The organism is Nonomuraea sp. GTA35 (genome assembly GCF_041950525.1).
Lineage (GTDB): Bacteria > Actinomycetota > Actinomycetes > Streptosporangiales > Streptosporangiaceae > Nonomuraea.
Genome location: NZ_JBGNUV010000015.1, coordinates 40371 through 53644, shown reverse-complemented (window position 1 = coordinate 53644; position 13274 = coordinate 40371). Strand labels below are relative to the sequence as shown.

The window sequence follows — 13274 nt, the reverse complement described above, 5'->3', positions numbered from 1 at the left end:
CGTGGCGCGTGGCGCCGCGGACGCCGGACGTGCGACCGTGCGCGCGACCAGAGCCACGGCGAGCGGCACCGCGCGGGCGGGCAAGGCCACCGCCAGGGGCGCGCGGAAGGTCGGCAAGGCCACGCGCAGGCTCACGTACGCGGGCGGCGCGGGCCGCACCGGGCTCGGCCGGCTGATCGAGCTGTCGGCCGGCAACAGCGCCTGCGACGCGCTCGTCACGGTGGCGCTGGCCAGCACCGTGTTCTTCGGCGTGCCGGTGGGCGAGGCGCGCGGCTCGGTCGCCCTCTACCTCGTCATCACGATGTTGCCGTTCGCGCTGCTCGCGCCGTTCGTGGGGCCGATACTCGACCGGTTCAGGTCGGGCCGGCGCTACGTGATGGCGGGCACGCTGTTCGGGCGCGGCCTGCTGTGCTTCGCCATGGCGGCGGCCGTGGGCCCCGGCGACCTGCCGACGCTGTTCATCGGGGCGCTGGGCGTGCTGGTGCTGTCGAAGGCGTACAACGTGTCGCGGGCGGCGATCATGCCGAGCGTGCTGCCCGCCGACATCACGCTGGTGTCGGCGAACGCGCGGGTGGCGCTGTTCACGCTGGTCTCGGCCGGGGTGGCGGTGCCGGTCGGCGCGGGCCTGACCGCGTGGCTGGGCAGCGCGATGATCCTGCGCGTCGCCATGGTGGGCTTCCTGCTGCTCGGCGTCGTCGCGGTACGCCTGCCGCGCCACATCGACTCCCCCGACACGGAGGAGGAGGGCGCCGCCCCGCGCTGGCGCACCCTGCTGAAGGTGGGGCCCGCGGTGGCCGAGGCGGTCTGGGCGAACGTGGCCATCCGCGTCTTCTCCGGGTTCCTGCTGTTCTTCCTGCTGTTCCTGGTGCAGGACGAGGCGGTGCCGTGGCTGGCCGCCGCGGAGCCGTGGGCGCGCGACCCGTTCTTCGACATCCCCAAGACGATCGCGCTGCTCGCGGGCGCGGCCGGGCTGGGCGGCCTGGCGGGCGCCGCGGTGGCGAACTGGACGCGCAACCACGCGCCGCAGCTCATCGTGCTGGCCACGCTGGCCATGACCGTGGTGACCGCCATCGTCACCGCCGTCTTCTTCGGGCTGTGGACGGCGCTGGCGATCTCGCTGGTCGCGGCCTTCTCGCAGGAGCTGGGCAAGCTGGCGCTCGACGCGATCGTGCAGCGGGAGATCGGCGAGGAGGTGCGCTCGTCCACCTTCGGCGTGGTGGAGGCGGTGTTGCAGCTCGCCTGGGTGTTCGGCGGGCTGGTGGGGCTGGTGCTCTCGCTCACCGAGAGCAGCCTGGCGGGGCTGGTGACGCTGTCGGTCGCGCTGACCGCGGCGCTGGGGTGGCTGCTGATCTCCCGGAGGAAGCGGGTCCGCGCGACCAAGGCCGAGCTGCGCCGCCGGCGCGCCGAGGCCGCCGGCCCGGCCGATGCGGCCACGGCCCACGCCGAGCCCGGCACCCGCGGCGAGACCGCCGCGTACGGCTCGGCCTCCGCCAACGGCTCAGCCCCCGCCGGCGGCCCGGCCGCCGCGTACGACTCGGCCACCGTCAACGGCTCGGCCGCCGCCCACGATTCGGCCTCCGCCTACGACGAGCCCACCCCGTACGACGAGACCCTGCCCTACGACGAGCCGCGGGGCGGCGAGGAGCCGCCGCCGCGGAAGGAGAAGCTCGACTCCACCAAACCCCTCACCAATCCGAACGGCTGACCCGCCCGGGGAGGGCGGGCCGGGGCGCTGGGATATCGCGAGGAGGTCAGGCGTCGAGGTCGTCGGCGACCGCCCGGAGCACCTGGGCGATCTTCTTGGCGTGCGCCGCGTCCGGGTGCTTGCCCCGCTGGTACGAGGTCGAGACCCCGTCGAGCAGCTTGATCAGATCCTCGACGATGACCACCATCTCGTCCGGCTTCTTCCGCTTGCCCTTCGGCTTGGTCTTGGCCAGCGTCGGCGGCTGCTCCAGGATCCTGACGGAGAGCGCCTGCTGGCCCCTGCGGCCCTCGGCCACGCCGAACTCGACCTTCTGGCCGGGCTTGAGCGGGCCTGCGCCGGCGGGCAGCGCGGATGAATGCACGAAGACCTCACCGCCGTCGTCGCGGGTGAGGAAGCCGAAACCCTTGTCGGCGTCGTACCACTTGACCTTGCCACTCGGCACAGGAGGACCTCGTTCAAACAGTCGAAAAGAAGGATGGATGGATGTAGGTTATGCCCCGCGAAGCACCGAGGCGACCGGGTAAATGGGGGACAATTACCGAAGCGCATCATGCTCGCGCCAGCCGGCGAACCAGGCGGCGAATTCGGTCAGGTCGCCCAGTGCCACATCTGCTCCGTGATCACGCAGCTCTCCCACTGTGTAAGGGCCGGTCGCGACTGTCACGCTCACGGCGCCGCCCGCGCGTGCCGCCTGGATGTCCGCGACATGGTCACCAACATAAGCCGCCGCGCCGAAGCGCGCGAGTGCCGATCCCTTGTCGGCGCCGAAAACCGAGCCGACCACTTCGTCCACGTCGAGCCCGAGAACCTTGACCGTGCCCCTGGCGTCGCGGACGTTCTTGCCCGTCACCACGATGACCCCGCCACCGGCCCGGCGCACGGCCTCGATGGCCTCGTGCGCGCCGGCCATGGCCGTGTGCACCGGAACCCCCATTTCCGGATATATCTCTCGATAGAGGTCGGCGGCGGCCGGCACCTCCTCCGAGGGCAGCCAGTTGGCCAGCTCCACCTCCAGCGGCGGCCCCAACCGGCTCACGATCGCCGCGCTGTCAAATGGCACGCCCAATCGCACAGCCAGCTCGTCGTAAACGGCCGCGATCCCCGCCCGCGTGTCGGCCAATGTCATGTCAAGGTCGAATCCCACCGAAGTCATCACAGGTTGCAGGATGCCAAACGACCCCCTGCCCCGCGTAACGGCCCTTGTTCCGCGGCAAGAGAAATGGGAAGAAAGGAGTTACTTATCGGAGAGGAGCGGCCTTGACCGACACCCCTGAGCCCGGCGACCGGCTCGTCGCCTCCTCCGCTCCGCCCCGCCCCCACCGCCCGGCCCGCCCCGGCGGGCACCAGGTGACGGTCAGGCAGCGCGTCGCCACGACGCTGGCCGGCCTGGTACGGCTGGCCTCCAGGGTGGCCGCGCTGGCCCTGCTGCTGCACGCGCTCTTCACGGTCTTCCGGGCCAATCCGGGCAACCTGTGGTACCAGCTCGTCGAACTGCTGGCGACGTGGCTGTCACTGGGCCTGGCCAACCTCTTCCAGCTCGCCGACCCACGCTGGACGGCGCTGGTCAACTACGGGCTCGCCGCGATCGTCTGGCTGATCGCCGGCTCCGCGCTGGCGGGCCTGATCCGGCGCGCGGGTGCCTGAGTGCAAAGTCCGATCTTCGCAGCGTGCCGCCTGAACCGCGGCCCGCGGAAGCGATTACTCTCCTTACGGAGGTATCAGCGTAGATATGAGTAGATCGACCCGTGAGCGGATCATCGATGAGTCCCTGCGGCTGTTCGCCGAGCGGGGTTACTCCGCCACTTCCGTGGCCGAGATCGAGGCCGCCTCAGGGCTGTCTCCCGGCGCCGGTGGGCTCTACCGGCACTTCAAGTCCAAGTACGAGGTGCTGGCCGCCGCCATCAACGAGCACGCCAGCCGTACGCGGCTCCAGGTGGCCGAGAGCCTGGCCGCGCTGAGCACCATGGAGGCGTCGGTCGACCTGGAGGAGCGCCTGTCCCACGTGTGCCGCGCCGGTCTGGCCAAGGTGCGCGAGGAGTCGGAGCTGACCCGCGTCTTCTTCCGCGACCTGAGCCAGTTCCCCGAGTTGGTGGCGGTGGTGCGCGAGGGGCTGATGCAGCCGATGTTCGACGCCATCGTGACCTGGTTCCAGGCGCAGCCCGAGTATCGCGACGTCAAGCTCGACTGGCCGGGCATCGCGACCGTGCTCGGCGGCTCCGTGGTGCACTACCGGCTGTTCCAGGAGACCGTGGGCGAGCTGCCGGGGCACGCGGAGAAGGACCAGTTCGTGGCCGCCTGGGTACGCCTGGCGGTCGGCCTGCTGCCCAGCCCGGCGCCGGTCAGTTGACGTCGAGCAGGCGGTAGGCCAGCCAGACCACGCCCACACCCGTGCCGATCATGAACATCGTGCCGCTGACGTCGAAGAACTGCTGGACGAACGCCTGCATCCCGGCCTCGATGCCCACCCGCAGGCCGCCGATGACCACCCCGCCCACCGAGTAACCCAGCAGCGGCGCGCCGATCCCGAGGAACTTGTCGCGCAGGCCCCAGCTCTCGCTGAACAGCACCAGCGCCGCGCCCACCGCCCACACCACCAGGGGCACCTCGAAGATCGCCAGTGGCGGCAGGTCGACCGGCACCAGCAGCGCCGCCACCACCAGGATCACGATGGCCGACACGTCGCGGGGCTGCTCCTTGACGATGGTCCTGGCGTCCCTGCCGCCGGTGGCCATCGGGTTGGCGCTGGACATGGCCGCCCTGCGCAGCCCCGCGAACGGCAGCCCGAGGCCCTGCCGCTGCGTGCCGAGCCGCTCCTGCGCGACCCTCCGGTACGTGCGGACGCCGGGCGGCGCGTCACGGTCGTCCACGATGGCGGGGAACCTCCGCGTACCCGCCGGGCCCTCCGACTCGGCGTCCACGGCCGTCCCGCCGGGAACAGCCGCCCCGCCCCCGGTCGGCCCGGCACCGGCCGAGCCACCCGCGCCCGGCGCGCTCGGGGCGGCCGACGCGCCCAGCGGGGTCAGGTCTCGCTTGGTGGGGACCCCCTGCTCGGCCAGCCTCCTGGCCTCGCGCTCGACCAGGGCGGCCGGATCGCCGAACCGCGCCAGCACCTTCGCCACCTCGCGCGCGCTCTGGCTGCCGCGCCGCTCGGCCTCGATCCTGGCCCGCAGCCGCCTGGCGAAGTCGAGCCGCTGGTCGGCCCTGAGCACGCCGTGGGCGGCGTCGGCCGCCTTCGAGACGTAGTTCAGCACCAGCTGGTCCGCGCGCTCTATCACGTCTAGCAATGCTGCCCCAATCAGGGGGGACATACCATGGCAACGATGGAGTTCACGGAGTGGATCAGGGGGCGCACCGACGAACAGCTACGGGCGCTCGTCTCCGCGCGTCCCGAGCTGATCACTCCGGTGCCCGCGCATCTGGAGGGTCTCGCCTCGCGGGCCGCCAGTCCTTCGGCGATCGGCAGGGTGCTGGACCGGCTCGACCGGTTCACGCTGGCGGTCGTGGAGACGCTGGCGGTGCGCGACGAGCCGATCGCGAAGGACGCGCTGCACGACCTCATCGGCAGGGCGCTGGGGTCCGGCGACCCCACGCACCCGCGGGCGGCCGGAGGCGGCGAGCCAGGGGATCCGGAGCCCGCGCTGTCCGCCGCGCTCGACAGGCTGCGCGACCTCGCGCTGGTCTACGGGCCCGACGACGCGCTGGAGCTGGGCCCCGGCGTACGCAAGGTGCTCGACGACCCGGCCGGGCTCGGCCCGAGGGCGGCCGAGGCGTTCCGGCACCACGCGCCCGAGCAGCTCGACGAGATGGCCGACGACATCGCCCCCGGCACTGCGGGCTCCGGCAAGGAGCGCCTGGCTGCGGCGCTGGCCGAGCCGGCCGCGCTCGTCGCGTCCGTCTCGCCCGAGGCGAGGGGCGCGCTCGACCAGCTCGTCTGGGGCCCGCCGACCGGCCGCGTGCCCAACGCCAGGCGCGAGGTGCGGATCGAGTCGGCCCGCTCCCCCATCGAGGAGCTGCTCGCCCGCGGCCTGCTGGCCGCCACGGGCGAGGAGAGCGTGACGCTGCCCCGCGAGGTCGGCCTCTTCCTGCGTGGCGGCCGGGTGCACCGCGACCTGCTGGCCGTGCCGCCGCCGCTGCACGGCGCCACGCGCGACCCGTCCCTGGCCGACCGTACGGCGGCGGGGCAGGCGTTCTCGTTCGTCAGGGCCGTCGAGGAGCTGTGCGAGCGGTGGAGCGTCGAGCCGCCGGGCGTGCTGCGTACCGGCGGGCTCGGCGTGCGCGACCTGAAGCGCGCGGCGGGCGAGCTGGACCTGCCGGAGTGGGTGACGGCGCTGGTGGTCGAGGTGGCGCACGCGGCCGGGCTGGTCGCGGCCGGCGGCGGCGTGGACGGCGAGTGGCTGCCGACCTCCGGCTACGACCTGTGGCGGGTCAGGTCCACCGCCGACCGGTGGACGGCGCTGGCGGCCACGTGGCTGCACATGGACCGGGTGCCCGGCCTGGTCGGCGAGCGCGACGACCGAGACAGGCCGCTCAACGCCCTGCACACCGACCTGCGCCGCTCCTCCGCGCCGGGCGTCAGGGCGGCCACGCTGGGCGTGCTCGCCGCGGCGCCGGGCCTGGCGCCCGACCGCGACTCCGTACTGGAACGGCTGGCGTGGGAGCAGCCGCGCCGCCGCGGCCCGCTGCGCGAGCAGCTCGTCGACTTCACGCTGAGGGAGGCCGAGCAGGTCGGCGTGACAGGGCTGGGCGCGCTGTCGGGGCACGGGCGAGCGCTGGTCGAGGGCGGCGGGGCGGCCGAAATGCTGGCGCCGCTGCTGCCGGAGCCCGTCGATCACGTGCTGCTGCAGGCTGATCTCACGGCCGTCGCGCCGGGGCCGCTCACGAGCGAGCTCAACCGCTGGATGACGCTCACCGCCGACGTCGAGTCCAAGGGCGGGGCCACGGTCTACCGGTTCAGCGAGAGCTCGATCCGGCGGGCGCTCGACGCGGGCCACGGCGGCGAGGAGCTGGTGGCGATGCTGGCCCGGCACTCGGCCACGCCGGTGCCGCAGGCGCTGTCGTACCTGGTGACCGACGTGGCCAGGCGGCACGGGCGGATCCGGGTGGGCACCGCGAGCGCCTACATCCGCTGCGACGACCCCGCGCTGCTCGACCAGATCACCGCCGACCGCCGCTCGGCCGCGCTGCGGCTGCGCCGGCTCGCGCCCACCGTCATCGCCTCCCGCTCGTCCAGGGCGGCGCTGGTCGACTCGCTGCGGGCCATGGGGTACGCGCCGGTCGCCGAGTCGCTCGACGGCGACGTGATCATCTCGCAGCTCGAGAGCCGGCGCACCGAGGGGGTGGCCCCCGCCCGCGCCGTGGCCTCGCCCAACGGCCTCGATCCCGAGGTCGCGGTGGCGGCCGTACGCGCGCTGCGGGCCGGCGACGCCGCCCACCTGGCCCGGCGGGAGCCAGTGGACGCGCCGGGCGGCCAGGTGCCGCGCGGGCCCGCCACGGCCACGATCTCGGCGCTGCAGGAGGCGATCAAGCAGGGCGTGCGGGTGTGGATCGGCTACCTCGACTCCCAGGGCAACGCGACCTCACGCATCCTGGAGCCGGCGCGGATGGAGGGCGGGTACCTGACCGCCTACGACGAGACGCGAGCGGCCGTGCACCGCTTCGCCCTGCACCGCATCACCGGCGTCGCAGGGCTCTGAGTGACTGGGCCGCCACCGGCGCCGCCGGGCCGCCCAGCGACTCCAGGTGGCGCAGCAGCCGGGCGCAGTCGCCGGGGTAGCGCACGGACAGCCCGGCGCCCAGCGCCACGGCCGCCGTCGTCGCCCTGATGTCCGCCGGGTAGGCCGCCCAGCCCAGCGCGATCCCGAGCGCCTCGGGGGCGAGGCTGTCGTCGGCGCACATGTACGACAGCACGTTGGCCGCCGCCACCCGCTCGGCCGCGCTCCCCTGGGCCCAGACCTCCAGGAACTCCTGCCGGACCTCCTTCAACGAGTGCCGGGCCAGCAGCGCCACGCCTGCCGCCGCCCGTACCTGGACGGCCGGCCCCTGCCCCGGCAGCGACCTGACCCACTCGCGCAGCGGCTGCCACAGCCAGAACCCGTACCGGCCGGCCAGCTCGCCGAGCACCCGCGCGCGCTGGTGCGCCGCCCGGAACCCGACGAGGCCGTCCTCGACGCCGATCAGCGGGCCGGTGAGCGGGCGGCCTCCGATCTCCCGGCAGCGCCGTTCGAGCCGGGAGAGCTGCTCGTCGAAGGCGGGCTCGGCCAGCCGGTGCGTGAACGCCAGCGCCGCCACGGCCAGCACCTCGCGCATGGGCGGCTTGGTGTCGAGCCAGGCCGCCACCTCCTCACCGGCGGGCTCGCCGCCGGGCACGAGGCGCGAGGCGAGACGGACGACCTCGGCGGGCGTCGGCAGCGTCAGCGCCGCCTCCCTGGCCCGGGCCAGCTCCTCGGCGGACAGCCCGGCACGCAGGTCGTACGTGCTCAGGCACAGCTCGAACAGCTCCCCGGGCTCGGGCGCGGCCCACGCGTGCTCCACCTCGACCGCCTGCGACGGCCCGCCGCTCCTGGTGATCACCAGGTACGAGCCCAGCTCGGCCAGCTTGCGCGCCAGGTTGACCAGCTCGGTGCGGTCGGTGCTGGCCACGATCCAGTCGTGCAGCAGGTACGCCCGGCCGGGCTCGTACTCGGTGCCGGTCAGCAGGTCGTACGCGTCGGCGGCCGGCGACAGCACGGTGATCGTGCTCTCGGCCAGCGACATGCGCGACAGCAGTGCGAGCGCTCCCAGGCGCCGCCCCGTCTCCTGCTCGCCGACGAGAACCAGCAGGTGGCGGCCGGCCAGGCGGCGCACCGCGTCGGGGAAGCAGCCGGGCTCCAGGTACGAGCGGAGCAGCGTGTCGGCCTCCCGTCTGGTCAGGTCTCGGGTGGCCGGGCCGGCCACGGCGCGGAGGTGCTCGGTGACGGCCATGAGGCTCCCCGTGAGCGTCATGTTGTGGAGCTCGATCTCGCCCGGTTCAGGCGTTTCGGTCACGAAGCCACCTCGGAAGTTAACTGGAAACTTTTCTACAGGAATTATGGCAAGACAACGAGTTTCTTCGTTTTATTCACCAGCGTTACCGAGCGTCACCACCCGGCTGCTGAACTGCGAAGACAGGCGGCCAGGACCGGCCTGCGATCCTCGGCACCCCACCTTTACACGATTTGAACCATCATGAAAACACGAATGGCGACAGAGGATGCTTTATGCCTGTTTACGGGTTACAAGAACACCCTCCACAAGGGCCAGTCAAGGGGCCGAGGCTTGACTGGGCCTGCTCACAAGCATCAGGTTGTGCATGTGACCGAGCAAACGCTGGGCAGGCTGGCGGAGGAGTCGTGGAGCCGGTTCGACGACCACGACTCGGTGTACTACGAAGGCGTCTGGCACCGCAGCCACGCGCTCGCCGAACGGGCGCGCCGGATGTGCGGCGGCTTCGCCGAGGCAGGCATCCGGCCGGGCGACCGGGTGGCCGTCATGATGGCCAACTCCCCCGAGGTGCCGATCGTCTACCAGGCCCTGTGGGCGGCGGGCGCGGTGGTGACGCCGGTGGTGTTCCTGGTGGGGCCGGAGGAGCTGCGCCACCTCCTGCTCGACAGCGGCGCGAGCGCGATCGTCACCTCGCCCGAGCTGGCGGACCACGTACGCGCCGCGAACGTCGACATCCCCGTCCACGTGGACACGGCGGAGCTGGAGCGGGCGGCCGAACGCGGCCCCGTCTCCCGCGACCCCGACGACCTGGCCGCGCTCCTCTACACCGGCGGCACGACCGGCAGGGCCAAGGGTGTCATGCTCAGCCACCACGGCCTGTGGCACGTGGCCAAGGACGCCTTCGAGCTGTCCCACCAGAAGGGCAAGAACCGCGCGCTGGTGCCCGTGCCGCTGTCGCACTCGTACGGGCTGATCATCACGATCGCCTCGCTGCACGCCACCGAGCCGCAGCAGGCGGTGCTGATGCGCTGGTTCGAGCCGCGGGCGTTCCTGGAGCTGGCGGCCGAGCAGCGCGTGCACTACGCCACCGTGGTCCCCTCCATGATCCACCTCCTGCTCGCCGAGCCGCTGGAGCAGCACCCGCTGCCCGACCTGGCCTACCTCACCTGCGGCGCGGCGCCGCTCGGCAGGCAGACGCTGGAGGAGTTCGAGCGCAGGGTGCCGCGCGTGCAGATCCTGGAGGGTTACGGCCTGACCGAGACCAGCGCGGTCACCACGTTCAACCCGCCGGGCAGGCGGCGGGCCGGCAGCGTCGGCCTCCCGCTGGCCGGCTACACGATCACCATCCGCGACGGCGACGGCGAGACGATGGAGACGGGGGACGTCGGCGAGATCTGCGTCTCCGGCGACTCGCTGATGCTCGGCTACTGGGGCGAGCACCAGCCCGATCCCGAGGGCACCGCGCTGGTCGGCAAGGAGCTGCGGACCGGCGACATCGGGTGCGTGGACGACGACGGCTACCTGTACATCGTGGACAGGAAGAAGGACCTGATCATCCGCGGCGGCTTCAACGTGTTCCCGCGCGACGTCGAGGACGCCCTCAACCGGCACCCCGACGTCGTGGCGTCGGGCGTCGTGGGCCGGCCCGACCCTCGCACCGGGGAGGAGGTCGTCGCGTTCGTGCAGCTCAGGCCCGATGCTACGGTGACGGCCGAGGAGCTGATCGAGTGGGCCCGCGAGCGGGTGGGGCGGGTGAAGTACCCGCGCGAGGTGCGCTTCGTCGACTCCGTGCCGCTGACGAGCGTGCTCAAGCTCGACCGCAAGGCGCTGCGGAGCCGGCTCGGCTGAGCCCTCCTTGTGGATCTAGGGTGATCTCGTGCTCTCGGTCAGACGCGTGTCAATTCCGTGATAAGTGTTGACCTGTCTGGAGGTGAACATGAGTCAGGGTGACCCGTCGGGATATCCGTACCAGCCATATGGCGCGCCCTACGGCGAGCAGCCGCCCCCGCCGTACGGCTACGGCTATCCGCCTCCCCCGCGCAGCAACGGGCCGAGCGCCAACGCGATCGTCTCTCTCGTGCTCAACCTCTTCGCGCTGGTCTCCTGCTGCAACGTCCTGGGCATCCCCGGCGCGATCCTGGCCGGCCTGGCCATCAGCAAGTCCAGCACGCAGCCGGAGACGGCGCGCACCATGGTCATCTGGAGCTGGGTGCTGTTCGGGCTGGGCTTCGTGCTCACCATCGGCACGTTCGTCGCCCTCGGGGTCAGCGGCGCCTTCGACGAGTGACCCGGCGATCCTGAGGACTAATCCTGGCCCTGCCGTTGTTGGAGACTCGGAGCGGGGGAGCCGGGATCAGGAGACGATGGTCCTGTTGCGCCAGGCCCCCGTCCGAAACCCCACGGAGATAGCCAGTGAGCGATGGACCGCTGATCGTCCAGTCGGACAAGACGCTGCTGCTCGAGGTCGACCACGAGCGGGCCGACGCCTGCCGTAAGGCGATCGCGCCGTTCGCCGAGCTGGAGCGCGCGCCTGAACACGTGCACACCTACCGCGTCACCCCGCTGGCGCTGTGGAACGCGCGCGCCGCCGGGCACGACGCCGAGCAGGTCATCGACGCGCTCATCAGCTACAGCCGCTACCCGGTGCCGCACGCGCTGCTGGTGGACGTCGCCGAGACGATGGCCCGCTACGGGCGGCTGCGGCTGGAGAAGGACCCGGTCCACGGCCTGATCCTGACCTCCACCGACCGGGCCGTGCTCGAAGAGGTGCTGCGCTCGAGGAAGATCCAGCCGATGCTGGGCGAGCGGGTCGGCGACGACACGGTCGTCGTGCACCCCAGCGACCGGGGCAACGTCAAGCAGGCCCTGCTCAAGCTGGGCTGGCCGGCCGAGGACCTGGCCGGGTACGTCGACGGCGAGGCCCACCCGATCACGCTGCGCGAGGACGGCTGGGAGCTGCGGACGTACCAGCGGGAGGCGGCCGAGGCGTTCTGGAACGGCGGCTCCGGCGTGGTCGTGCTGCCCTGCGGCGCCGGCAAGACCATCGTCGGCGCGGCTGCCATGGCCCAGGCCCAGGCCACCACGCTCATCCTGGTCACGAACACGGTCTCGGCCCACCAGTGGAAGACCGAGCTGCTCAAGCGCACGTCGCTGACCGAGGACGAGATCGGCGAGTACTCCGGCACCAAGAAGGAGATCCGCCCGGTCACCATCGCCACCTACCAGGTGATGACCACCCGGCGCAAGGGCGTCTACAGCCACCTGGAGCTCTTCGACGCCCGCGACTGGGGGCTGATCGTCTACGACGAGGTGCACCTGCTGCCCGCACCGATCTTCCGGATGACCGCCGACCTGCAGGCCCGCAGGCGCGTCGGGCTGACCGCGACGCTGGTGCGCGAGGACGGGCGCGAGGGCGACGTGTTCTCGCTGATCGGCCCCAAGCGCTACGACGCGCCCTGGAAGGAGATGGAGAACCAGGGCTGGATCGCGCCGGCCGACTGCGTCGAGGTCCGCGTGACGCTGACGGACGAGGAGCGGCTGGCGTACGCGATGGCCGAGTCCGAGGAGCGTTACCGCTTCTGCGCCACCACGCCGTCCAAGACGCAGGTGACCGAGGCCCTGGTCCGCCGCCACCTGGGCGAGCAGGTGCTGGTCATCGGCCAGTACATCGACCAGCTCGACGAGCTCGGCGAGCACCTGAACGCCCCGGTCATCAAGGGCGAGACCAGGGTGAAGGAGCGCGAGCGGCTCTACCAGGCCTTCCGCGACAAGGAGATCCAGGTGCTGGTGGTGTCGAAGGTGGCCAACTTCTCCATCGACCTGCCGGAGGCGACGGTCGCGATCCAGGTGTCGGGCACGTTCGGCTCGCGCCAGGAGGAGGCGCAGCGGCTGGGGCGGGTGCTGCGGCCCAAGTCCGACGGCGGGGGCGCCCGGTTCTACACGGTGGTCAGCCGCGACACGGTGGACCAGGAGTTCGCGGCGCACCGGCAGCGGTTCCTGGCCGAGCAGGGGTACGCGTACCAGATCATCGACGCCGACGACGTGCTGGGCGGGGTGTGACGGTGGTGATGCCCGGCCGCTCGTCCTGAGCGGCCAGGCATTCAGCGTGGCGTCACGTCCACGAGACTCCGCGGGCCGACATTCGAACCACCCCCCTCACCTGCGTACTATCACGCCGCCTGCGACATACCCTCATGATCCGGCAAACGCACCTGATATGCCCGAATTTTTCGGTATTCCCAGGTTCGTTACAGCTTGCGAGGTCAGCGCACCAGCAGGCCCCCCAGGAAGAGCACGCCCTCCGCCACGATCCAGGCCAGCACCCCGGCGCCCATCAGGCGCGCGAACGCCCGCGAGTCCTGCCTCGACCACGGCAGCAGCCAGGCGGCCACCGTGCAGCAGGCGGCCAGCACGGCGAACAGCCCCGACACGGTGGAGACCGTGCCGAGCCGCTGCGAGCACGCGGTGGCGGCCTCGCCGCCCGCGCAGAACGCCTCCAGCCCCCACCCCGCGAACACCGACAGTCCCCACAACGCCGCGAGCAGGAAGCTCGCGATCGTGGGGATGATCGGCGAGAAACGGAGCTGCACCCGCGCCACCTCCTATCCCT

General features: G+C 72.1%; 12 protein-coding genes. 7 read left to right on the top strand and 5 right to left on the bottom strand.

Annotated elements, in window-relative coordinates:
* Window positions 1-37: 37 nt before the first annotated feature.
* Window positions 38-1705 (top strand): MFS transporter, encoded by a 1668-nt coding sequence (locus tag ACBJ32_RS46250; RefSeq protein WP_375132269.1) that lies wholly within the window; start codon window positions 38-40, stop codon window positions 1703-1705.
* Window positions 1706-1751: 46 nt separating this feature from the next.
* Here ACBJ32_RS46250 and ACBJ32_RS46245 read toward each other — a convergent pair whose 3' ends face one another.
* Together ACBJ32_RS46245 and ACBJ32_RS46240 are read right to left on the bottom strand one after the other, a co-directional pair.
* Complete coding sequence (locus ACBJ32_RS46245) at window positions 1752-2147, bottom strand: cold-shock protein (protein WP_101789277.1); 396 nt, start codon at window positions 2145-2147, stop codon at window positions 1752-1754.
* Window positions 2148-2240: 93 nt separating this feature from the next.
* Window positions 2241-2858, bottom strand: a complete 618-nt coding sequence (locus ACBJ32_RS46240; protein ID WP_357893632.1) for an HAD family hydrolase — start codon at window positions 2856-2858, stop codon at window positions 2241-2243.
* A 104-nt stretch (window positions 2859-2962) separates the two neighbouring features.
* Here ACBJ32_RS46240 and ACBJ32_RS46235 point away from each other — a divergent pair, with 104 nt between their 5' ends.
* Window positions 2963-3349 carry a hypothetical protein gene (locus ACBJ32_RS46235; protein ID WP_375132268.1) on the top strand — a complete coding sequence of 129 codons (387 nt, stop codon included), beginning with the start codon at window positions 2963-2965 and terminating at the stop codon, window positions 3347-3349.
* An 85-nt stretch (window positions 3350-3434) separates the two neighbouring features.
* A complete protein-coding gene (locus tag ACBJ32_RS46230; protein WP_185100404.1) occupies window positions 3435-4052 on the top strand; it encodes a TetR/AcrR family transcriptional regulator in 618 nt (205 codons plus the stop codon).
* Here the strand turns inward: ACBJ32_RS46230 and ACBJ32_RS46225 are convergent.
* Window positions 4045-4980, bottom strand: a complete 936-nt coding sequence (locus ACBJ32_RS46225) for a hypothetical protein (RefSeq protein ID WP_375132267.1) — start codon at window positions 4978-4980, stop codon at window positions 4045-4047. The genes ACBJ32_RS46230 and ACBJ32_RS46225 overlap by 8 nt on opposite strands.
* Before the next feature lie 45 nt (window positions 4981-5025).
* Here ACBJ32_RS46225 and ACBJ32_RS46220 point away from each other — a divergent pair, with 45 nt between their 5' ends.
* Complete coding sequence (locus ACBJ32_RS46220; RefSeq protein WP_375132266.1) at window positions 5026-7398, top strand: helicase-associated domain-containing protein; 2373 nt, start codon at window positions 5026-5028, stop codon at window positions 7396-7398.
* Here ACBJ32_RS46220 and ACBJ32_RS46215 read toward each other — a convergent pair.
* Entirely contained in the window at window positions 7376-8728 is a 1353-nt protein-coding gene (locus ACBJ32_RS46215; protein ID WP_375132265.1) for a hypothetical protein, read from the bottom strand. The genes ACBJ32_RS46220 and ACBJ32_RS46215 overlap by 23 nt on opposite strands.
* A gap of 306 nt (window positions 8729-9034) precedes the next feature.
* Between ACBJ32_RS46215 and ACBJ32_RS46210 the strand changes: the two genes are divergently transcribed.
* The 3 genes from ACBJ32_RS46210 (at window position 9035) to ACBJ32_RS46200 (ending at window position 12724) form a co-directional block, all read left to right on the top strand.
* Window positions 9035-10513 (top strand): AMP-binding protein, encoded by a 1479-nt coding sequence (locus ACBJ32_RS46210; protein WP_375132264.1) that lies wholly within the window; start codon window positions 9035-9037, stop codon window positions 10511-10513.
* Window positions 10514-10601: 88 nt separating this feature from the next.
* Window positions 10602-10952 (top strand): hypothetical protein, encoded by a 351-nt coding sequence (locus ACBJ32_RS46205; RefSeq protein WP_357893542.1) that lies wholly within the window; start codon window positions 10602-10604, stop codon window positions 10950-10952.
* A 125-nt stretch (window positions 10953-11077) separates the two neighbouring features.
* Entirely contained in the window at window positions 11078-12724 is a 1647-nt protein-coding gene (locus ACBJ32_RS46200) for a DNA repair helicase XPB (RefSeq protein WP_375132263.1), read from the top strand.
* Window positions 12725-12927: 203 nt separating this feature from the next.
* Here ACBJ32_RS46200 and ACBJ32_RS46195 read toward each other — a convergent pair whose 3' ends face one another.
* Entirely contained in the window at window positions 12928-13254 is a 327-nt protein-coding gene (locus ACBJ32_RS46195; RefSeq protein WP_357893538.1) for a hypothetical protein, read from the bottom strand.
* Window positions 13255-13274 lie beyond the last annotated feature (20 nt).